General features: G+C 74.0%; 17 protein-coding genes and 2 pseudogenes. 4 read left to right on the top strand and 15 right to left on the bottom strand.

What is annotated here, in order from left to right; all coding sequences use genetic code 11:
• Positions 1–164: 164 nt before the first annotated feature.
• The 3 genes from N8I86_RS20655 (at position 165) to N8I86_RS20645 (ending at position 3,114) form a co-directional block, all read left to right on the top strand.
• Entirely contained in the window at positions 165–1,520 is a 1,356-nt protein-coding gene (locus N8I86_RS20655) for an aspartate aminotransferase family protein (RefSeq protein ID WP_263278402.1), read from the top strand.
• Positions 1,521–1,656: 136 nt separating this feature from the next.
• Positions 1,657–2,352, top strand: coding sequence for a GntR family transcriptional regulator (locus N8I86_RS20650; RefSeq protein ID WP_073887714.1), 696 nt, complete (start codon positions 1,657–1,659; stop codon positions 2,350–2,352).
• A gap of 111 nt (positions 2,353–2,463) precedes the next feature.
• Positions 2,464–3,114: a phospholipase D-like domain-containing protein gene (locus tag N8I86_RS20645; protein ID WP_073887713.1), complete on the top strand. Its 651-nt coding sequence runs from the start codon at positions 2,464–2,466 to the stop codon at positions 3,112–3,114.
• A gap of 32 nt (positions 3,115–3,146) precedes the next feature.
• On the opposite strand, the gene N8I86_RS20640 is transcribed toward N8I86_RS20645, so the two are convergent.
• On the bottom strand, positions 3,147–3,374 hold the full coding sequence (locus tag N8I86_RS20640) for a hypothetical protein (RefSeq protein WP_073887708.1): 228 nt from the start codon (positions 3,372–3,374) through the stop codon (positions 3,147–3,149).
• Between the two features lie 80 nt (positions 3,375–3,454).
• Complete coding sequence (locus N8I86_RS20635) at positions 3,455–4,738, bottom strand: adenylosuccinate synthase (RefSeq protein WP_073887707.1); 1,284 nt, start codon at positions 4,736–4,738, stop codon at positions 3,455–3,457.
• Between the two features lie 197 nt (positions 4,739–4,935).
• Between N8I86_RS20635 and N8I86_RS20630 the strand changes: the two genes are divergently transcribed.
• Complete coding sequence (locus N8I86_RS20630; RefSeq protein WP_263278401.1) at positions 4,936–5,787, top strand: diacylglycerol kinase family protein; 852 nt, start codon at positions 4,936–4,938, stop codon at positions 5,785–5,787.
• Positions 5,788–5,803: 16 nt separating this feature from the next.
• On the opposite strand, the gene N8I86_RS20625 is transcribed toward N8I86_RS20630, so the two are convergent.
• The 13 genes and pseudogenes from N8I86_RS20625 to fbaA form a co-directional block, all read right to left on the bottom strand.
• Positions 5,804–7,024, bottom strand: coding sequence for a cytochrome P450 (locus N8I86_RS20625; RefSeq protein ID WP_263278400.1), 1,221 nt, complete (start codon positions 7,022–7,024; stop codon positions 5,804–5,806).
• Between the two features lie 82 nt (positions 7,025–7,106).
• The gene (locus N8I86_RS20620) at positions 7,107–7,775 is read right to left on the bottom strand and encodes a response regulator (RefSeq protein WP_073887702.1); all 669 of its coding nucleotides are present in this window, start codon (positions 7,773–7,775) and stop codon (positions 7,107–7,109) included.
• Entirely contained in the window at positions 7,772–9,121 is a 1,350-nt protein-coding gene (locus tag N8I86_RS20615) for a sensor histidine kinase (protein ID WP_263278399.1), read from the bottom strand. Before N8I86_RS20615 ends, N8I86_RS20620 begins: the two co-directional genes overlap by 4 nt.
• A gap of 123 nt (positions 9,122–9,244) precedes the next feature.
• The gene (locus tag N8I86_RS20610; protein ID WP_263278398.1) at positions 9,245–9,919 is read right to left on the bottom strand and encodes a response regulator; all 675 of its coding nucleotides are present in this window, start codon (positions 9,917–9,919) and stop codon (positions 9,245–9,247) included.
• A complete protein-coding gene (locus tag N8I86_RS20605; protein WP_404830879.1) occupies positions 9,916–11,301 on the bottom strand; it encodes a sensor histidine kinase in 1,386 nt (461 codons plus the stop codon). The genes N8I86_RS20610 and N8I86_RS20605 overlap by 4 nt, the downstream gene beginning before the upstream one ends.
• Before the next feature lie 12 nt (positions 11,302–11,313).
• Positions 11,314–12,489: pseudogene (locus N8I86_RS20600) on the bottom strand (acyltransferase family protein); the annotation flags it as partial.
• Positions 12,490–12,505: 16 nt separating this feature from the next.
• A pseudogene (locus N8I86_RS20595) lies at positions 12,506–13,275 on the bottom strand (alpha/beta hydrolase).
• A 527-nt stretch (positions 13,276–13,802) separates the two neighbouring features.
• Entirely contained in the window at positions 13,803–14,696 is an 894-nt protein-coding gene (locus N8I86_RS20590) for an alpha/beta hydrolase (RefSeq protein WP_073887694.1), read from the bottom strand.
• A 189-nt stretch (positions 14,697–14,885) separates the two neighbouring features.
• Positions 14,886–16,070: a kynureninase gene (kynU, locus tag N8I86_RS20585; protein ID WP_073887693.1), complete on the bottom strand. Its 1,185-nt coding sequence runs from the start codon at positions 16,068–16,070 to the stop codon at positions 14,886–14,888.
• Positions 16,063–16,911, bottom strand: coding sequence for a tryptophan 2,3-dioxygenase family protein (locus N8I86_RS20580; protein WP_263278397.1), 849 nt, complete (start codon positions 16,909–16,911; stop codon positions 16,063–16,065). The genes kynU and N8I86_RS20580 overlap by 8 nt, the downstream gene beginning before the upstream one ends.
• 152 nt (positions 16,912–17,063) lie before the next feature.
• Positions 17,064–17,477 (bottom strand): DUF3151 domain-containing protein, encoded by a 414-nt coding sequence (locus tag N8I86_RS20575; protein ID WP_073887690.1) that lies wholly within the window; start codon positions 17,475–17,477, stop codon positions 17,064–17,066.
• Between the two features lie 973 nt (positions 17,478–18,450).
• Complete coding sequence (locus N8I86_RS20570; RefSeq protein ID WP_073887688.1) at positions 18,451–19,908, bottom strand: MFS transporter; 1,458 nt, start codon at positions 19,906–19,908, stop codon at positions 18,451–18,453.
• A 63-nt stretch (positions 19,909–19,971) separates the two neighbouring features.
• The gene (gene fbaA, locus N8I86_RS20565) at positions 19,972–20,994 is read right to left on the bottom strand and encodes a class II fructose-bisphosphate aldolase (protein WP_073887687.1); all 1,023 of its coding nucleotides are present in this window, start codon (positions 20,992–20,994) and stop codon (positions 19,972–19,974) included.
• Between the last annotated feature and the right edge of the window lie 85 nt (positions 20,995–21,079).

Genomic DNA, 21,079 nt, shown 5'->3' with positions numbered 1-21,079 from the left:
GTGTGCAACAGACCGAGAATAGTGCGGTCGCCCAGGGCGGGGCGCGGGCCTGCGTCTACGGTTCCGTAACAGCGCGCGCGTCGACAACCTGTCGCGGAAATCCCCCGCGCAGGGAACAGGACGCCGATGTCGCTTCCGCATCGCGGACATTTACGCTCGCGGGCATGACCCCTCAGCCCAACCCCTCCGCCGGCGCCGCAGTGAAGGCCGCGGACCGCGCGCACGTCTTCCACTCCTGGTCCGCCCAGGACCTCATCGACCCGCTCGCCGTCGCAGGCGCCGAAGGGTCCTACTTCTGGGACTACGACGGCAAGCGGTACCTGGACTTCACCAGCGGGCTCGTCTACACCAACATCGGCTACCAGCACCCCAAGGTCGTCGCGGCCATCCAGGAGCAGGCCGCGAGGATGACGACCTTCGCGCCCGCCTTCGCCGTCGAGGCCCGCTCGGAGGCGGCCCGGCTGATCGCCGAGCGGACCCCGGGCGACCTGGACAAGATCTTCTTCACCAACGGCGGCGCGGACGCCGTCGAGCACGCGGTGCGCATGGCCCGGCTGCACACGGGCCGCCCGAAGGTGCTCTCGGCGTACCGCTCGTACCACGGCGGCACCCAGCAGGCCGTGAACCTGACCGGCGACCCGCGCCGCTGGGCCTCCGACAGCGGCAGCGCCGGGGTCGTCCACTTCTGGGCGCCGTTCCTCTACCGCTCGCGTTTCTACGCCGAGACCGAGGAGCAGGAGACCGCGCGGGCCCTGGAGCACCTGGAGACGACGATCGCCTTCGAGGGCCCGGAGACGATAGCCGCGATCATCCTGGAGACCATCCCCGGCACCGCCGGGATCATGGTCCCGCCGCCCGGCTACCTGGCCGGGGTGCGCGAGCTGTGCGACCGGCACGGCATCGTCTTCGTCCTGGACGAGGTCATGGCCGGGTTCGGCCGGACCGGTGAGTGGTTCGCGGCCGACCTGTCCGGTGTGGTGCCCGACCTGATGACCTTCGCCAAGGGCGTGAACTCCGGCTACGTGCCCCTCGGCGGTGTCGCCATCTCGCAGAGGGTCGCGGAGACCTTCGGCAAGCGCCCGTACCCCGGCGGTCTCACCTACTCCGGTCACCCGCTGGCCTGCGCCGCCGCCGTCGCCACGATCGAGGTGATGGCGCAGGAGGGTGTGGTCGAGAACGCCAAGCGGCTCGGCGAGACGGTCGTCGGACCCGCCCTCGCCGAACTGGCCGAGCGGCACCCGAGCGTCGGCGAGGTGCGCGGCGTCGGCATGTTCTGGGCGCTGGACCTGGTGAAGGACCGCGAGACCCGCGAGCCGCTGGTGCCGTACAACGCGGCCGGCGAGGCGAACGCGCCGATGGCCGCCTTCGCCGCCGCCGCCAAGCAGCACGGTCTGTGGCCCTTCGTGAACATGAACCGCACCCATGTCGTCCCGCCGTGCAACGTCTCCGAGGCGGAGCTGAAGGAGGGTCTGGCCGCGCTCGACGCCGCGCTGACCGTGGCCGACGAGTACACGGTGTAACCACCGGGTCACGGTCACACCAGTCACCGGCCGTGACCGGGCCGAGGCTGCCGCCGGGCCGATCCGAACGCGTAAGGTGACGTGCTCGTAAGAACCAGGTGAGTACGTCACCCCCGCGTGAGGAGAGGCCCGGACCATGCCCGGCAACGGCGCCGTGACGCGCAGCACCCTGCGCCAGCAGATCGCGGACGCGCTGCGGGACGAGGTGCTGGCCGGGCGGCTGCGACCGGGCCGGGCGTTCACGGTGAAGGAGATCGCCGACCAGTACGGCGTCTCGGCCACCCCCGTCCGCGAGGCGCTGGTCGACCTGTCCGCGCAGGGCATCCTGGAGGCCGACCAGCATCGCGGTTTCCGCGTGCCCGAGTACTCCCTCACCGACTACCGGAACATGATCGAGGCCCGCAGCCTGGTCACCGACGGCATGTTCCAGGCCCTCGTCTCGGGGCATCCCGCCTTCCTGACCCCGCCGGACGATCCGCGCACGGCCACCGCGCTGGCCACCGTGCGCCGCCGCGGCGAGGAGGCGCAGCGCGCCGCCGCGGCCGGCGACCTGATCATCCTCATCGGCTACGACCTGCGCTTCTGGCGCGAGTTGAGCGCCCTGTTCGGCAATCCCTATCTGGCCGACTTCCTGGACCGGCTGCGCGTGCAGTCCTGGGTCTGCGCCGTGCAGCACCTGCTGCGGCTGCCCGATCTGCGGGGCCGCCTGTGGTCCGGGCACACGGAACTGGTCGACGCACTGGCCCGCCGCGAGGCCGACGCCGCCCGGTCGGTCGTCGCCGCCGCGAACGCGCACTCGCTGGCGCTGCTGGAACACCTGGCAGGCGGGTAAGTGACCGGTACGGCCCGCACGGGGGAGCCGCCCGGGGGCCGCAGCGACTACCCTGCCCTGACCAAGTGGCGCCGTGCGTGACCGGGCGCCTGCCGATGCGAGGAGCCCTCTTTGGCCTGTGACCTGTGGCTGGTACCGCTCGTCGACGTGTTGTGCCACACCCCGGACAACCCGTTCGCCGAGGAACTCGCGCAATACAACAAGGCGCTGGCCGAGGCCGGGCTGCCGGCGGTGCCGGTGTACCAGTACATGCCGGGCCTGTCGGGTGACGTGGCCCCGGTGGCCGGCTTCGACTACGACGCGCTGCACTTCCTGCGCCGGGCCTATCTGCTCCAGGTCTGCGGCCTGCCGGTGACCCCGGTCGACGAACTGGGCGGCGACTACGAGCAGTTGCTGGAGATGTTCGAGTCCACGGCCCAGCAGTCCCACCTGGTCTGGCACTACGACCACGCGGGCGCGTACGTCCCCGTCGAGTTCCCGCATCCGCTGTCCAACGAGGAACTCCTCGCGGGCGGCGGCCCCTTGGGCTCCGCCCAGACCCTGCTGCGCGAGCTCCAGTACGTCGCCCCGACGATCGGCATCGACCCGGCCAACCCCCCGGCCGCGCCCGAGCCCCCCGCCGCCCCGACGGAGCTGGAGGAACCGGCCGTCCCGGCGCCGTACGACCCCAGCCCCTTCGCCCGCGAACGCCACGTATGGCTGGGCCTCCACGCGGCGGCCACCCGCTCCCTGGCCCAGGGCTCCATGATCGTCTTCAGCTGACCGCGGGCCGACGCCCGCGGGCTCCCGGGTGGTCAGGGGCGCAGGCCCGGGGCGCGGCCGATGAGGTGGATCTGCGGGGGCCAGAGGACGCCGGCGGCCAGCAGGAGGGACGGGCCCAGGTGGACCGGGCAGACCGGCAGGGGCGGGCGGTGGTGCCGGGCGACCTCGAAGACGGCGGGGTCGGAGCAGTCCGTGCCGTCCGCCTGGTGGCCCTCACCGCCGTACGGCCCCCGGCATCGCGCGCTCCGGTGGACGCCCATACCCCGATTGTGCAGCGCACACGGAACGGGAGCACCCGCCGGCCGCCCGGGGCGGAACGGCGGGTGCTCCCGCGAGGTGCCTACAGGAACGAGTTGATCTCGATCGTCTCGTCCCGGCCCGGGCCCACGCCGATCGCGGAGATCGGGGCGCCGGACATCTCCTCCAGCGCCTTGACGTAGTTCTGGGCGTTCTTCGGCAGGTCGGAGAAGGACTTCGCCTTGGTGATGTCCTCCGACCAGCCCGGCAGCGTCTCGTAGACCGGCTTCGCGTGGTGGAAGTCCGTCTGCGAGTACGGCAGCTCCTCGACGCGCCTGCCGTCGATCTCGTACGCCACGCAGACCGGGATCTCCTCCCAGCCGGTCAGCACGTCCAGCTTGGTGAGGAAGAAGTCGGTCAGGCCGTTCACCCGGGTCGCGTACCGGGCGATGACCGCGTCGAACCAGCCGCAGCGGCGGTCGCGGCCGGTGGTCACGCCCCGCTCGCCGCCGATCCGCCGCAGCGCCTCGCCGTCGGCGTCGAACAGCTCCGTCGGGAACGGGCCGGCGCCGACCCGGGTCGTGTAGGCCTTGAGGATGCCGATGACGCGGCTGATCTTCGTCGGGCCCACGCCGGCGCCGGTGCAGGCACCGCCGGCGGTCGGGTTCGAGGAGGTGACGAAGGGATACGTGCCGTGGTCGATGTCCAGGAGGGTGCCCTGGCCGCCCTCGAAGAGCACGACCTTGTCCTGCTCCAGCGCCTCGTTGAGGATCAGGACCGTGTCGGCGACGTACGGCTTGATCTGCTCGGCGTAGCCCAGCAGCTCCTCGACCACCTGGTCGGCGGTGATGGCCCGCCGGTTGTAGAGCTTGGTGAGGACCTGGTTCTTGACGTCGAGGGCCGCCTCCACCTTCTGGTGCAGGATCGACTCGTCGTACAGGTCCTGGACCCGGATGCCGACGCGGTTGATCTTGTCCGCGTAGGTCGGGCCGATGCCGCGGCCGGTCGTACCGATCTTGCGCTTGCCGAGGAAGCGTTCCGTCACCTTGTCGACGGTCACGTTGTACGGCGTGATGATGTGCGCGTTACCGCTGATCAGGAGCTTGGACGTGTCGACGCCACGCTCGTTCAGACCGCTCAGCTCGGAGAGCAGGACCGACGGGTCGACGACGACTCCGTTGCCGATGACCGGCGTACAACCGGGCGAGAGGATTCCGGAAGGGAGCAGGTGGAGTGCATACTTCTGGTCGCCCACGACGACCGTGTGGCCGGCGTTGTTGCCGCCCTGGTATCGCACTACATAGTCCACCGAGCCACCGAGCAGGTCGGTCGCCTTTCCCTTGCCTTCGTCACCCCACTGAGCACCGAGCAGCACAAGTGCGGGCACGCGCGTACACCCCTTCCGGGCGGGGCATGTCCATGGTCGGGGGCGTGGGCGTAAGGTTCACCGCCGCGTGCCACAGCGACCGCCGTTGGTCGCACAACCGTCGGACCGGATGCCCCGGAATAGACGAAGCCCCTGGCGCAATAGCGCAAGGGGCTCTTGCACAAAGATGCTACCCGAGGAAGCGAGGCAGGACCGAGGTGGCGACCTTCGCGACGTCCGATCAGCTGCTGGTGATCATCGATCCGGCGGCACGGCAGGCGGACGGGGAGTCCGTACGGATCGCGAAAGACGTGCTCAGCGCGGGTGCGACGGCCAAGGTGTGCCTGCCGGAGGGACCCGAGGAATTCGCCCGCGCGCTCGGCCGCAGAGGGTCCCGGCGGCCGGTCGTGATCGGCGACGACCGGGCCCTGGTGCGCGCGGTGACCCTGTTGCACCGCCGGCGGGAGCTGGCCGGATGCGCGCTGGCGATGGTCCCGGTGGGTGACACCGCCCTCGCGCAGTCCCTCGGAGTGCCCGGCGGGACCGTGGCGGCGGCGCGTGCCGTGCTGGACGGGGCCGAGCGCCGCCTGGACCTGCTGGTCGACGACAGCGACGGGGTGGTGCTGGGCGCGCTGGGCATTCCGCCCGCGCCGGTGCGGGGGGTTGCCGCCGAGCCGGTGGCCGTCCCCGCGGGCCGCCCCTGGCTGCGGACGACGTACCGCTCCCTGGTCCGCACCCTGGCCCCCCGCCCCACCCGGCTGTCGGCCGTGCCCTCGCCCGGGCCGGCCCGGCTGCGGGTGGAGGTCGACGGCGAGACGGTCGTGGACCTCGACCAGCCGGTCGAGGCGGTGTCGGTGACACCCCGCACGGGCGGGGTGGCCTCGGTGGAGGTACGCCCCCTGTCGGTGGGCGCGGAGGCGACCCCCGTACTGGCCTCCGGGCGTACGGTGACGGTCGTGGGCGCCGACTTCCGCTACCGGGCGGACGCGGCGGTCTCCGGACCCGTACGACGGCGGACCTGGACCGTGCGGGAGGGCGCCTGGTCGCTCACCCTGCCCGCCGGCCGGTGAGCCGCCGAGGGGGCGCTCAGCGCACCACCACGGGCAGCCCCTCCAGCCCCCGGATCACGAAGTTCGGCTTGCGCCGCGGGTCCTCGGCGAGAGCCAGGGTGGGGGCCCGCTCCAGGAGGGCCGTCATCGACGCGGCCAGCTCGATGCGGGCCAGCGGGGCGCCGATGCAGTAGTGGATGCCCGCGCTGAAGGAGATGTGCGGGTTGTCCGCGCGGGTCAGGTCCAGTCGGCCGGGATCGGCGAAGACGGCCGGGTCGTGGTTGGCGGAGCCGAAGAGCATGGCGATCTCCGCGCCGCGGGGGATCACCGTGCCGTCGATCTCGATGTCGTCCAGCACCCAGCGTTCGAAGAGCTGGAGCGGGGTGTCGTAGCGCATCAGCTCCTCGATCGCGGACGGGACCAGGGAGTGGTCGGCGCGCAGGGCCGCCAGCTGGCCGGGGTTGCGGAACAGCGCCCACCAGCCGTTCACCGTGGCGTTGACCGTCGCCTCGTGGCCGGCGTTCAGGAGCAGCACCGCCGTGGAGATCATCTCCTGCTCGGTGAGGCGGTCGCCCTCGTCGTGGGCCGCGATCAGACCCGAGATCAGGTCCTCCCCCGGCTTCTCCCGGCGGGCCGCGATCAGCTCCCGCAGGTAGTCGGAGAACTCCGCCGACGCCCGCACCGCCCGCGCCGCCGTGTCCTCCGGCGGGTTCAGCTCGTACATCCCGCAGATGGCCGCCGACCAGGGGCGCAGCTGCGCCCGGTCCGCCTCCGGTATCCCCAGCATCTCGGCGATCACGGCCACCGGCAGCGGCTCCGCCACGTCCGTCAGCAGGTCACCGCCGCCGTCCGCGACGAGGGCGGCGACCAGCTCGTTCGCCAGCCCGTGCACGTACGGCCGCAGCCGGTCCACCGTGCGCGGGGTGAACGCCTTCGACACCAGGCGCCGGATCCGGGTGTGGTCCGGCGGCTCCAGGTCGAGCATCCCGTGGTCGTTGAGGGTGTGGAACGGCTCGTGCGCCGGCGGGGGCGCGGTCCGGCCGAAGTCCTCGTGCGAGAAACGGTGCTGGTACGTCCGCCCGAGCCGGCGGTCCCGCAGCAGGGCCGAGACGTCCGCGTGGTGCGGGACCAGCCACTGGTCGGTCGGCTCGTAGCGGATCACCCGGCCGTGCGCCCGCAGTTCGGCGTAGGCCGGATACGGGTCGGCGAGGAACGCGGGGTCCCAGGGGTCGAAAGCGAGGTCGAGGGGGCCTGCCATGCGGGGACGCTAACGCGTGCGCCCGCGTCTGACCAGGGGTGCCCTCGTTCCGCGCGCGGTGCGGCCGGCCGGAACGGTGCCGTCAGCCCGGCGTCACCAGGCGGGCCTCGTAGGCGAAGACCGCCGCCTGGGTGCGGTCGCGGAGACCGAGCTTGACCAGGATGCGGCTGACGTGGGTCTTGATCGTCGACTCCGCCACCACCAGGCGCCCGGCGATCTCCGCGTTGGACAGGCCCTGGGCGATCAGCACCAGCACCTCCGTCTCCCGCTCGGTCAGTTCGCCGTAGGCCGCCTGCGCCCCCGCCGGGAGCAGGCGCGGCGCCTCGGACAGCCGCGAGAACTCGGAGATCAGCCGTTTGGTGACCGACGGCGCGAGGAGGGCCTCCCCCGAGGCCACCACCCGGACGCCGTCGGCGAGTTGGCGGGCGGAGGCGTCCTTCAGCAGGAAGCCGGAGGCACCCGCCCGCAGCGCCTGGTACACGTACTCGTCCAGGTCGAAGGTGGTCAGCACGAGCACCTTCGCCGCCGCGTCCGCCGCGACGATCTCCCGGGTCGCCTCGATGCCGTTCAGCTCGGGCATGCGGATGTCCATCAGGACGACGTCCGGGGCCAGTTCGCGGACCCGGTCCACCGCCTCCCGGCCGTTGACGGCCTCACCGGCGACCTCGATGTCCGGCATCGCGTTCAGCAGCACCGAGAACCCCTCGCGGACCATCATCTGGTCGTCGGCGATCAGTACGCGGATCGTCATGCCCGGTCCTCGATCGCGGCGGCCGCCACCGGCAGGAAGACCGTCACCTCGTAGCCTCCGTCGGCGGTCGGGCCCGCCGTCATCTCGCCGTTCAGCATCGTGACGCGCTCCCGCATGCCCGTGATGCCGTGCCCGGCCCCCGGCGAGGGCCCCAGCAGGGCCTCCGCGGGCGGCGGGCCGTTGACCACCCGCAGTCCCAGACCGCCGAGCACGTAGGCGATCTCCACCCGGGCGCCCGCGCCGGGAGCGTGGCGCAGGGTGTTGCTCAGCGCCTCCTGCACGATCCGGTACGCCGACAGCTCCACGCCCTGCGGCAGCTCGCGCACCGCGCCGGTCACCGCCTTCTCCGCCGCCAGCCCGGCCTCCCGCACGTTGGCGAGCAGCCCGTCCAGGTCGGCCAGGGTGGGCTGGGGTGCGTCCGGGGCCTCGTAGTCCTCGGCGCGGACGACCCCGAGGACCCGCCGCAGCTCGGCGAGGGCCGCCACCGCGTTCTCCCGGATGGTCGCGAACGCCTTCTCCAGCTCCGGCGGCGGGTTCTCCACCCGGTAGGGCGCGGCCTCCGCCTGGATGGCGACCACCGACATGTGGTGGGCGACGACGTCGTGCAGCTCGCGGGCGATCGTGGTGCGCTCCTCCAGCAGCGTGCGGCGCGAACGCTCCGCCGCGGTCACCGTCTGCTGCGCGCTGACCTCCTGCTGGGCCTCGCGGCGGATGTGCCGGACGGTGACGGCCAGCAGGATCATCGCGGAGAGGATCAGCATCGGGCCGACGTCGGTGTCGAAGTGGCCCCAGCCGAAGCCGGTCTCGGCGACGAAGCCGTAGGCCGCGGTGAGCACCCACATCCAGGCCGCCGTGCGCGGCCGGGTCCGTATTGCCACGACCGTGAGGACCACCAGGTGCGAGACGAAGCTGCCCGGCGACCACGGCCAGTCGAAGCCGGTCGCCCCGCTCATGACGGAGGTGACCATGGTCGCGGCCAGCGAGAACCAGAACGCGCCCACGGGACGCGCCAGGGTCAGCAGCACCGGACCCAGCGCCAGCAGCGCGCACAGCAGGGACGGCAGCCCGGAGTCGCTCGTGGAGGCCAGCGCCACCAGCATCGCCAGCGCGCCGAGGCCGGTCACCAGCACGTGCGGGGTCCAGGCCGCGTACTCGCGGACGCGGCCGGAGCGGCCGGCGAGCCCGCCGCGGGCCCGGACCCGGGGCAGCGGTCGGTAGGCGAACGCGTCGTGGAACAGGTCCTGCCGCAGGCCGCGCAGGGCGTCCGCGGCGAGCCGGAACTCGGGGCTGCGCGGTCGCTCGGCCCCGCCCGCCGGTGTCGTCTGCGTGTGCGTCGTCTCGGTCACGGAAGAAACGGTAGGCCGGACGCGGGCCGCGGTCGTCACCTCGCAGAAGGGTCCTCGGGCGTCCCCCTCAAGTACTACGGGCGGATCCCGCGGCACGGGACGGCCGGCCGGTGCGCGCGGACCTCAGTATCCGGACGGCCGCACCAGCCCCGACTCGTACGCGAAGACCGCCGCCTGGGTACGGTCCCGCAGCCCGAGTTTCACCAGAATCCGGCCCACGTGCGTCTTCACGGTCTGCTCGGCGACGACCAGCCGCCCGGCTATCTCCGCGTTCGACAGGCCCTGCGCGATCAGCGCCAGCACCTCCGTCTCGCGTTCCGTCAGGTCGCCCACGCGCTGCTTGAGCGGGGCGCGCGGGGTGCCGTTCAGCCGGGAGAACTCGGCGATGAGCCGGCGGGTGATGCCGGGGGCGAGCAGCGCGTCCCCGGCCGCCACGACCCGGACCGCCTCGGCGAGCTGGTCGGCGGAGGCGTCCTTCAGCAGGAACCCGGCGGCGCCCGCCCGCAGCGCCTCGTAGACGTACTCGTCGAGGTCGAAGGTGGTCAGCACCAGCACCCGGACGCCCGGGTGGTCGACGGTGACGCGGCGGGTCGCCTCGATGCCGCCGAGCTCGGGCATCCGGATGTCCATCAGGACCACGTCCGGGGTCAGTTCGCCGACCTTGGCGATGGCGTCCCGGCCGTCCACGGCCTGGCCGATCACCTCGATGTCCGGTTTGGTGTTGAGCAGCACGGTGAAGCCCTGCCGGACCATCTGCTGGTCGTCGGCGATGAGTACGCGGATGGGGCCGCTCGTCATGGGGTCGGATCTCCTGTCGGGGCCGGGTCGGGCGGGAGCGCGGCCGGGGTGCCGTCGCGGGGGAGGAAGGCCGAGACGGTGAAGCCGCCGGCCGGGGTGCGGGCCGCGGTGACGGTGCCGCCGAGCATGGCCGCGCGTTCCCGCATGCCGAGCAGGCCGTGCCCGGCGCCCGCGGACGGCGGGACGGGGCGGTCCGGGCGGGAGTTGGTGACCGCCAGCCGGAGCCCTGCCGGTTGGTGCGCGACCTCGACGCGCACCTCGGAACCCGGCGCGTGCCGCAGCGCGTTGCTCAGCGCCTCCTGCACGATCCGGTACGCCGACAGTTCCACGCCCGGCGGGTAGGGGCGCGCCCGGCCCTTGACGCCGGCCGTCACGTCCAGGCCCGCCGCCCGGGTGTTCTCGATCAGCGCGTCCAGCCGGTCGAGCGTGGGCTGCGGGGCGTCCGGTGCCGCTCCGGTGCCGGGGTTCCCGAGGCCGTAGGGGTCCTCGGGGTTCTCCGAGCGCAGCACGCCGAGGACCCGGCGCAGCTCGGTCAGCGCCTCCAGCGCGTTGTGCCGGATGCCCTCCAGGTTCTCGACCAGCTCCGGCGACGGCCGCTCGACGAGGTGCGGGGCCACCTGGGCCTGGATGGAGATGACCGACATGTGGTGCGCGACGACGTCGTGCAGTTCCCTGGCGATGCGGCTGCGCTCCTCCAGCAGGGTGCGGCGGGCCCGCTCCTCGGCCGTCAGGGTGGTCTGCTCGACGAGTTCGGCGCGGGCCTCCCGGCGGCCGCGCAGTGCGGTGCCGAGGACCACCACGACCGTGGAGAGGATGAGCGTGAGCACCCCGGTGGGCGTGTAGTCCGCCGCGCCCCACAGCCCCTGGACGGCGTAGGTGAGCAGCGCGGTCAGGGCCAGGGCCTCGGCGGACACCCGGGTGGGCACCCGCAGGGCGAGCAGCAGCAGCACGGCCAGGAGACCGACGATCCCGGCCGACGACCAGGGCCAGGTGAAGGCGTGGGCGCCGCCCGCCAGCAGCCGGCGCCGTACCTCCACGGCGCCCACCAGCATGGCCGCCATGGACAGCCACCACGCCGGCACCGGCCGCCACAGCGCGAGCAGCACGGCGCCGCCCTGCGCGAGCCCGATCAGCAGGGAGAGCTGTGCGCCCACGCCGCCGTCGGAGCCGAGCTGCGCGACCGCGCCGAAGGACACCCCGAACGCCACCAGGCACAGCAGGCCGTGCGGGAACCAGCGCAGCCACAGCGAGGGGGGCAGGGGGTCCGCGCGGAGGGTCCACAGGTCCGCGCGCAGCACCCCGAGCCAGCGCCGGGCCAGGTCCGCCGTCGCCGCGAGCACCCGGCGGCCCCCCGATTCCGTCACGCGGACCACCCTAGACAACACGGCGGACCCCCGCCCGGCCTCGGGGTCCGCGCCGCGGTGCACCCGGACCACCCGGGACCGTCCCGGGCGGGAGCCGGGGCCGTGGCGGCGCGGCCCCTGCTCGCGGAAGCGGAACGCCGTCCAGCACACGGCCAGGACCAGGGCGAACACCGGGAGCCAGGCGAGCCGGGCCGCGACCCAGCCGAGGCCGTCGGGGAGGGTGTGCAGCCCGGGGAGGCGGCCGGCCGGGAGGGCGGCGGCCGTCGTGGCCATCAGGGCCGTCTGGTGCCACAGGAAGATCGTCATCGCGGAGAGGTTGACCAGTGCCACGGCCGCCCAGGCGAGGGGGCGGCGCATCGCCGCGCGCAGCCGGTCGCGCAGCAGCAGGGCCAGACCGCACTGGGCCAGGCCGAAGGTCACCGCCGCCAGGGTCGGCGGGTTGAGGTTGGAGATCGCGGCACCCGGGACGCCGACCATGGAGGCGGGGTAGCCCGCCCACAGCACGAGCGCGACCGTGGCCGCCGTCCCGCCGCACAAGAGCGTCCGGGCCGCGCGGCGGGTGCGGAACTCCCCGCGGGCCCAGGCCGCGCCCAGGGTGTAGGGCACCAGCCAGCCGGCCGGCAGGTTCACCCAGCCCAGCCAGTCCGGGCCGGTGTGCAGGCCGAAGCGGAGGACGTCCACGTGCAGGACGACGGCCAGCGGCCAGAGCGGGTTGAGCCGGGCGACGAGCGGGGTGGCCGCCGTCAGCGCGGCGAAGACCAGCAGGAACCACAGCGGGGACAGGGCCAGCTTCAGCAGCGTGTGCAGGGTGTTCAGAGGGGTGCCGGTGAGCAGCAGGGCGGTCGCCGCCACCGTCCACAGGGCGAGGAGGGCGCCGACCGGGCGGAGCAGCCGGTCCAGCCGGCCGCGCAGCCAGGCGCGGTACGGCACCCCGCGCGCGGCGGCCGAGGCGTGGCCGCGCGTCGCCACGTGGCCGCCGACCAGGAAGAACACGGCGAGGGTCTGGCAGACCCAGGAGACCGGGGCCAGCCACGGCAGCCGCTGCAGGGGGCTCGCCGTGCGCAGCGTGCCGTCCTCCGCCACCAGGGCGGTGACCAGCCAGTGGCCGAGGACGACCCCGAGGACGGCGAGGGCGCGCAAGGCGTCGACGGCGCGGTCCTGGGACGCGGGGGTGAGGATGTCCAGGTGCCGGGCGCGCCGGCGCAGGGCGGTCTCGGTCGGTTCAGGCACGGGTGACCTCCGCGGTCGCGCCGAGGGTGATCCGGGCCAGGTTGGCGAGGGAGGCCGAGCCCGGGGTGAAGTAGCCGCTGTGCCCGGCGCCGGCCGCGTCGAAGACCCGGGCGCCGAAGGCGCGGGAGACCGGGTCGGTGCCGAAGCCGACGGTGGTGCCGAAGAGCCGGGCGCGGACGTGCGGGACGTTCCCGACCCAGTCCTCGCTGCCGCGGGCCGCCCAGATCCGGGCGCGGGCGTGCAGGCCCGCGGCCGTGTCGGCGCCGGTGCCGGGGCTGCCGACCAGGGCGATGTCGGCCACGTCGAGGCCGGGGCGGCCCGGCCGCAGACCACCGAGCCGTAGGAGTGGCAGAGGAGCGAGATCCGCGTCCCGGCCGGGGTGAGGGCGTGCAACTGCCGTACGAGGGCGCGCAGTCGGGGGACCGCGTGGCCGGCGCGGGCCGGGGTGGCGACGGTGGCGCCGACCGTCGCCGGGGTCTCGTAGCCGAGCCAGGCGACGACGGCGACGCGGTGGCCGGCGGGGGCGCGGCGCAGGAGCTCCGCGTGCACGGCGGCCGCGGCCCGGTGGAAGCGGGCGTAGGTGTCCAGCGTGGTGTCGGAGCCGGGGACGAGCACCGCCACGTGGTCGGCACGGGGCAGGTCGCCGAGGACCTCGGTGGCCAGCCCGGTGCCCCGGCCGTCGAAGGAGAGCAGGTGCCGGGCGGGGGCGGCCAGGGCGCGGTCCGCGGCGGCGCGGTGTGCGTCGCCGTGACCGGCGGCCATGCGGGCCGCCTCGGCGGCGTCGGCCCGGTTGGCGCCGTACGCGGTGCGCAGGTCCCGCGGGGTGAGGGGGGCGGCCAGGGCGGCGGGGGCGGCGCGGGGATGCCGGGGCGGGCGGCGCCCGCGAGGGGGGCGACGATGGCGGCGGTGAGGAGGGCCGCGAGCACCGCCCGGAGCCGGCGGGCCCGTCGTCCCCACCGTGTCACCGGCTCGGCTTCCGGCGCGGGCGGGCGGCGCCCGGCGAGCGGCTCCGCCGTCGGCGGGCGGGGGTCTCTGGCGGGCGGTGCGGCGTGCCCCATGGTGCGCTTCCCTCCGGAGTGCCCGGCCATCGGGCTTGTCCACCAGGGAAGTTAGGGATCGGCACCGGTCGTCGGCGTCCCGCCGGAGAGCTGTCCCACGGGGTAGCTCTCAGGTACTACGGGTATCACCGGGGTCCGCGACCGTAGGCGGACCGGGCTCGGGCTCCGGGTTCCGTCCGGAACCCGGTTGTTCCGCACAGAACCCGGCTGTCCCGTCCGGAACCCGGTGGTTCACCAGGCCAGTTGGGCGATCTCCTCCGCCGCGACCGCGCACGCGTCCGCGGCCGGGTCGATCAGCGGGAAGTGGCCCACGTCCGCCAGCAGGGTCAGGCCCACCATCTCGCCGGCCTTCGCCGCGGCGTCCGCATAGGCCTCGGCCACCGCCTGCGGTACGTCCAGGTCGGCACGGCCCTGCACCACGGTCGTCGCGATGCCGGTGGGCAGCAGGAGGGCGGGGTCCGCGTACGGGCGCCGCTCCTCGAAGTGGTCCGGCCCGCCGAGGAGTTGGAGGGACGCGTTGCCGCACACGTCCAGCTTCCCGGCCACCGAGAAGTCCGCGATCGGGGCGAGGGCGACGACCCCGCGGAGAAGGGCGGGGTGCTCGGTGCGCCACGGGGCGTCCGGGGGCAGCACATGGCGGGCCGCCGCCCACAGCGCCAGGTGGCCGCCCGCCGAGTGCCCGGTGAGGACCGTGCGGCGGGCGTCGGCCCGCGGGAGCGCCGCGCGGACCAGGGCGGGCAGCGCGTCCAGGGCGGCCGCGACGTCGTCGAAGGTGTCGGGCCAGCGGCCGGCGAGGGGGGCCGCGGCACCGGTCCCGGTGTTCTGCGCGGGGATCTGGGGCTCACCGCCCCGCCGGTACTCGACGTTGGCCACGGCGAAGCCCCTGCGGGCCAGGAAGTCGGCGAAGGGGGTGATGTGGTGGCGGTCGTAGGGGGCGCGCCAGGCGCCGCCGTGCAGGACGACGACCAGCGGGGCGAGGGGCGCGTCGGTGCGCGGGGCGTAGAAGTCGATCACCTGGTCGGGGTGGTCGCCGTAGGCGGCGGTCGCGTCGGGGGCGACCGGGGGGTGCGAGAAGGCCGACTCCTCCTCGGCGGCGGCGCGGGCTGCTGCGGAGTCGTCCGGCATGCTCCAACCTCTCGGCGAGGGAACGGGTGCGTGAAGTGACGGACCAGGTGGGGGTCGTTCGCCGGCCGTTGGACGGGGACGGTATCAGGCGGGTGACGTGCGCGGACACGGGGATGTGACGGAGGGTGAGGGACGGAACGGGGCCGAGGGGGCGGAGCCGCCGGACGCGGGTCTCCGCCCCCCGGCGGACTACGCCAGAACCTCTCCGAGCACCCGGGCGGCCCGCTCCACGTCGCGGAAACTCACGTACAGCGGGGTGAAGCCGAAGCGCAGGACGTCGGGATGGCGGAAGTCGCCCACCACGCCTCGGGCGATCAGCCGCTTCATCACCTCGCCTGCGTCCGCACAGCGCAGGGCGATCTGGCTGCCCCGCTCCTCGTGCCGCTCCGGCGTCACCGGTTCGACCCGGCCCGGCTCGGTGCGGGCCGCGACGCACTTCAGGAAGAAGTCCGTCAGGGCCAGGGACTTGGCACGGACCGCGCTGACGGAGACGCCGTCCCAGACCTCCAGAGCCGCCTCCAGCGCCAGCATGGAGAGGATGTCCGGCGTGCCCACCCGGCCCCGCGGGGCGCCCGCCGCCGGGGCGTAGGACGGGCTCATGCCGAACGGGTCGGCGTGCGAGTTCCAGCCGGGCAGCGGGGAGTCGAAGCGGGGCTGCAGTTCCCGGCGGACGTACAGGTACGCCGGTGAACCCGGGCCGCCGTTCAGGTACTTGTAGGTGCAGCCGACCGCCAGGTCGACCCCGTGCTCGTCCAGGCCGACCGGCAGCGCGCCCGCGCTGTGGCACAGGTCCCAGACCGCGAGGGCGCCGGCCGCGTGGACCGCCGCCGTCAGCGCGGGCAGGTCGTGCAGGCGGCCGGTGCGGTAGTCGACGTGGTTGAGGAGGACCGCGGCGGTCCGGCCGGACAGCGCCGAGGGCACCTCCGCCGGGGTCACCGCGCGCAGGGTGCGGCCGGTCAGGCGGGCCGCCGACTCGGCGATGTACCCGTCCGTGGGGAACGTGCTCGCGTCCACCAGGATCTCGTCGCGCCCCTCGCCGGCCATCCGGACCGCCGCCACCAGCGCCTTGAAGACGTTGACGCTCGTGGAGTCGCCCACGACGATCTGGCCGGGCGCCGCGCCGACCAGCGGGGCGATGCGGTCGCCGATCCGCTCGGGCGCGGTCCACCAGCCGCTCTCCTCCCAGGAGCGGATCCGCAGCTCGCCCCACTGGCGGCGGACCACGTCCGCCACCCGGTCGGGGACCACGGCCGGCAGCGCGCCGAGGGAGTTTCCGTCCAGGTACACGACGTCGTCGAGGACGAACCGGGAGCGCACCGGTGCCAGTTCGTCCGCCGCGTCGGCCTTCTCCGCCAGCAGTGCGAGCTCAGACATGGGACCTCGCCGTCCACAGCTCGGGGAAGACGTTCTTGCGGGCGCGCTTCTCCAGCCAGGCCACACCGGCGGAGCCGCCCGTGCCGGCCTTGGCGCCCATCGCGCGGCGGGTGGCGACCAGGTGGTCGTTGCGCCAGCGCCACACCAGTTCGGCGACGTCGGTCAGCGCCTCGCCGAGGCGGGCGAGCTCGGCGTCCTGGTCACCGGAGTAGATCGCCGCCCAGGCCCGCTCGACCTCGTCGGAGGGCTCGTAGCGCCGGGAGACGTCCCGCTGGAGGACCGCCTCGGGGATCGCGTGGCCGCGGCGGGCCAGCAGGCGCAGCACCTCGTCGTACAGGCTCGGCTCGTGCAGCGCCTTCTCCAGTTCCGCGTGGGCGCGGGGGGCGCCGCGGTGCGGTACGAGCATGGACGCGGACTTCTCACCGAGCAGGAACTCCAGGCGCCGGTACATCGCCGACTGGAAACCGGAGCCCTCGCCGAGGGCGCTGCGGTAGGAGTTGAACTGCGCCGGGGTGAGCTGGCCGAGCGGCGTCCAGGAGGCGTTCAGCGCCTCCAGCTCGCGCACCGAGCGCTTCAGCGCGGCGACGGCGGTGGGGACGTCGTCCGAGCGGAGCGCCCGCGCGGCGGTCTCCCACTCGTGCACGATCACCGTGAACCACAGCTCCATGACCTGGGTGGTCACCAGGAAGACCATCTCGCCGGGGTCGTCGGAGAGGGTGTGCTGGAGGTGGGTGAGCACGTCCGCCTTGACGTAGTCCTCGTACGGCGTCGTGCCCGCGAAGTCGAGATGCGGGGTCTCGGGCTCAGCGGCCTCGGAAGGGAGGTGAGCCATGTGGGACATCGCTGTCTCCTGTTGTCGATCCGGGTAGCGGTCCGCCCCTGCCGATGCCGGCACGGGGGCCCCGGTCCCCAAACGGAATCCTCCGCAATCCCCCCGGATACGGCAAGGCCCGTCTGCTGCCAGACGGGCCACACCGGTCACTCCCGTCCAGGTCAGCCCAGGGTCTGGGCCGCCGTCGCGGAGGAGTCCTTCAGGAACTGCGAGCAGCGCTCGTACTCCTCCTGCTCGCCGATGGCCTGGGCGGCGCGGGCCAGCCCGTGCAGCGCGCGCAGGAAGCCGCGGTTCGGCTCGTGCTCCCACGGGACGGGGCCGTGGCCCTTCCAGCCGTTGCGGCGCAGGGCGTCCAGGCCGCGGTGGTAGCCGGTACGGGCGTAGGCGTACGACTCCACGACCGAGCCGCGCTCGAACGCCTCGTCGGCCAGCTGGGCCCAGGCGAGGGAGGAGGTCGGGTACTTGGCGGCGACGTCCGCGGGGGCGGTGCCCTGGGCGAGGAGCTCACGGGGCTCCGGGTCGTCGGGGAGATGGGTCGGGGGCGGGCCGCCGAGGAGGTTCTCGTGAATCGTCATGGGTTCAGTTTCCCGCACCCGGGGCCGCGGGGCGCGAGTGCCCGGGGCAACCGACGAACGGGCAGTGCCGGGAGATCGCCCGACGGGCCACGAGGCACCCGCGGCCTGCGGCCGACTCACCGCCACGCGTGGCCCCCACCGTGCGCACCGCACCGGGCCGTCAGCGGCCCGGAGCGACACGGGACGCACCCCCGCGGGCGCCCCAAACCGGGTGGCCGCCCCCGCCAGCGGCGAACCCGGCACCCCGCCACGCGCACCGCACCAGGCCGCCAGCGCCCCAGAGCGATAGACGGCGCACCCTCACGCACGCCCTTGGCAAGGTGGCCGCTCACCCTTCACCGGCGAACCCGTCACGTCGCCGTGCGCACCGCACCGGCCGTCAGTGGGCCAGAGCGACACAGGGCCGCGGCACACCGCACGCACGTCCCTGACCGGGTGGCCGCCCCCGGCGAAACCCGATACGCCGCTGTGCGCGCACCGCACCAGGCCGCCAGCGGCCCGGAGCGACACCGGACGCACCCGCACGCCCGCCCCTGGCCAGGTGGCCGCTCCCTCTCCACCGGCGAACCCGACACGTCGCCGTGCGCACCGCACAGGGGCGTCAGCGGCCCGGAGCGACACGGGCGCACCCGCGCGGGCGCCCCAAACCGGGTGGCCGCCCCCAGCCAGCGGCGAACCCGTCACCCCGCCGTGCGCACCGCACCAGGCCGCCAGTGGCCCGGAGCGACAGGCGGCGCACCCGCACGCGCGCCCCTAGCCAGGTGGCCGATCCCCCTCCAGCGGCGAACCCGACACGTCGCCGTGCGCACCGCACAGGGGCGTCAGCGGTCCGGAGCGACACGGGCGCACCCGCGCGGGCGCCCTAGACCGGGTGGCCGCCCCCGGCCAGCGGCGAACCCGTCACCCCGCCGTGCGCACCGCACCAGGCCGCCGGCGGCCCGGAGCGACAGGCGGCGCAGCCGCACGCCCGCCCCTAGCCAGGGGGCCGATCCCCCTCCAGTGGGGGTGCCGTCACGTTGCCGTGGGTACGGCACTCGGGCCGGCGGCAGCCCGGGGCGGGCCGGCGCACCAGGGCGAAGGCCAGTGCCGCACCGGCGACGAGCACGGCGGAGCAGATCGGCATCGCCCGGTCGAACGCCGCGTCGAACGCCGGGGCCGACCGGTAGGCCTCCGGACCCATCCCCGCGAGCAGCGGCAGCGCGGCCACCGCCAGCAGACCCGCCGCCCGGGCCGCCGCGTTGTTGATGCCGCTGGCCAGGCCCGCCCGGGAGGTGTCGACGGAGGCGAGGACGGTGGCCGTCAGCGGGGCGACCAGGGTGACCATGCCGGCGCCCATCACCAGGACGGCGGGCAGGACGTCAGTGAGGTAGTCCGCGCCCTCCCCCACCCGCAGCATCAGCAGCATCGCCACCGCGCACAGCAGCGGGCCGACGGTGAGCGGCAGCCGCGGCCCCGTGCGGTCCGCCAGCGCACCCGAACGGGACGAGAACAGCAGCATCAGGACGGTGGTCGGCAGCAGCGCCGTACCGGCCGCGAGCGGCGAGTAGCCCGCCACCACCTGCAACTGCAGGGCGGTCAGGAAGAAGAACCCGCCGAAGGCCGCGTACACGCACAGGGTGACCAGGTTGACCGCCGTGAACTGGCGGGAGGCGAAGATGCCCGGCGGGAGCATCGGCTCGGCGCGGTGCCTCTCGACGTGCACGAAGGCCACCGCCGCCACGACGCCCAGCACCGCGGTCACCGGCACCGCCACCGAGCCGCCCCGCGCCTCGATCAGCGCGTAGGTCAGCAGGGCGAGGGCCAGGGCCCCCAGCACCGCGCCGAGGACGTCGAAGCGGCCGTGGGCCTTCTCGTCGGACGACTCGGGAACGTGGCGCAGGGCGACGGGGACGCACAGCAGCGCGAGGGGCACGTTGAGCAGGAACACCCAGCGCCAGCCGGGCCCGGTCACCAGCCAGCCGCCCAGGAACGGGCCGATCGCGGCACCGATCCCGCCGAAGCCGGACCACACACCGACCGCCCGGCTGCGGTCGTCGGGGTGGAAGGACGCCTGGATGAGCGCCAGCGAGCCCGGGGTGAGCAGCGCGCCGCCAACGCCCTGCAGCGCACGCGCGGCGATCAGCACGACCGGGCTCGGGGCGAAACCGCACAACAGGGAGGCGGCGGCGAACCACACCACCCCCACCACGAACACCTTCCGGCGGCCGTAGCGGTCGCCCAGCGAACCGCCGAGCAGGATCAGGCCCGCCAGCGTCACCATGTACGCGTTGACCGTCCACTGCAGGGCGGCGAGGCTCGCGTCCAGGTCACGGCCGATGCTCGGCAGCGCCACGTTGACGACGGTGGAGTCCAGCATGGCCATGCTGGAGCCGAGCACCGTGGTCAGCAGGATCCACTTGCCCTGGGGGGAGGCCAGCCGGACGTCGGGCATGTCCCCAGGTATACAGCGGGCCCGGCGGCACAGACAGCCGCCGGGCCCACCGAGGAGCACCGCTTACTTGATCTTGTTGCCCGCCGAGCGCAGGTTCTGCGCGGCCTCGACGACGCGCGCGGCCATGGACTTCTCGGCCAGCTTGCCCCAGGTGCGCGGGTCGTAGGTCTTCTTGTCGCCGACCTCGCCGTCGACCTTCAGGACGCCGTCGTAGTTCTTGAACATGTGGTCGGCCACCGGACGGGTGAAGGCGTACTGGGTGTCCGTGTCGAGGTTCATCTTCACGACGCCGTTCTCCAGCGCGGTCAGGATCTCCTGCTCGGTGGAGCCGGAGCCGCCGTGGAAGACGAAGTCGAACGGCGACTGCTTGCCGAACTTGGCGGCGACGCCGTCGTTCAGCTCCTTCAGCAGGTCGGGGCGGAGCACGACGTTGCCCGGCTTGTACACGCCGTGCACGTTACCGAAGGAGGCGGCCAGCAGGTAGCGGCCCTTCTCGCCGAGGCCCAGGGCCTCGGCGGTGCGGATCGCGTCCTCGACCGTGGTGTAGAGGGAGTCGTTGATCTCGTGCGAGACACCGTCCTCCTCGCCGCCGGTCGGGGTGATCTCGACCTCGAGGATGATCTTCGCGGCGCGGGCCTGCTCCAGCAGCTCCTGCGCGATCTCCAGGTTGTCGGCGAGGGTCTCGGCGGAGCCGTCCCACATGTGGGACTGGAACAGCGGGTCGAGACCGGCCTCGACGCGCTTCTTGGAGAGCGCGAGCAGCGGACGCACGTACCCGTCGAGCTTGTCCTTCGGGCAGTGGTCGGTGTGCAGCGCGATGTTGACCGGGTACTTCTCGGCGACGATGTGCGCGAACTCGGCGAGCGCGACCGCGCCGGTCACCATGTCCTTGCTGTACTGGCCGCCGAGGAACTCGGCGCCACCGGTCGAGATCTGGACGATGCCGTCGCTCTCCGCCTCCGCGAAACCGCGCAGGGCCGCGTTCAGGGTCTGGCTCGAGGTGACGTTGATGGCCGGGTAGGCGAACTTGCCTGCCTTCGCCCGGTCGAGCATCTCGTTGTAGACCTCGGGGGTTGCGATGGGCATGTGTCCGCTCCTTGAGTGTGCGGGTTGACGTGCTGCGTTACGGCCCTGACCTAGACCTTGGGGGTGACGTCATCGTCGCCCCCAT

Origin of the sequence: Streptomyces albidicamelliae, from assembly GCF_025642175.1 — a bacterium.
In the GTDB taxonomy this organism is placed as follows: Bacteria; Actinomycetota; Actinomycetes; order Streptomycetales; family Streptomycetaceae; genus Streptomyces; species Streptomyces albidocamelliae.
The sequence above is the reverse complement of the archived record's forward strand: the minus strand, read 5'-3'. Positions and strand labels throughout refer to the sequence as shown.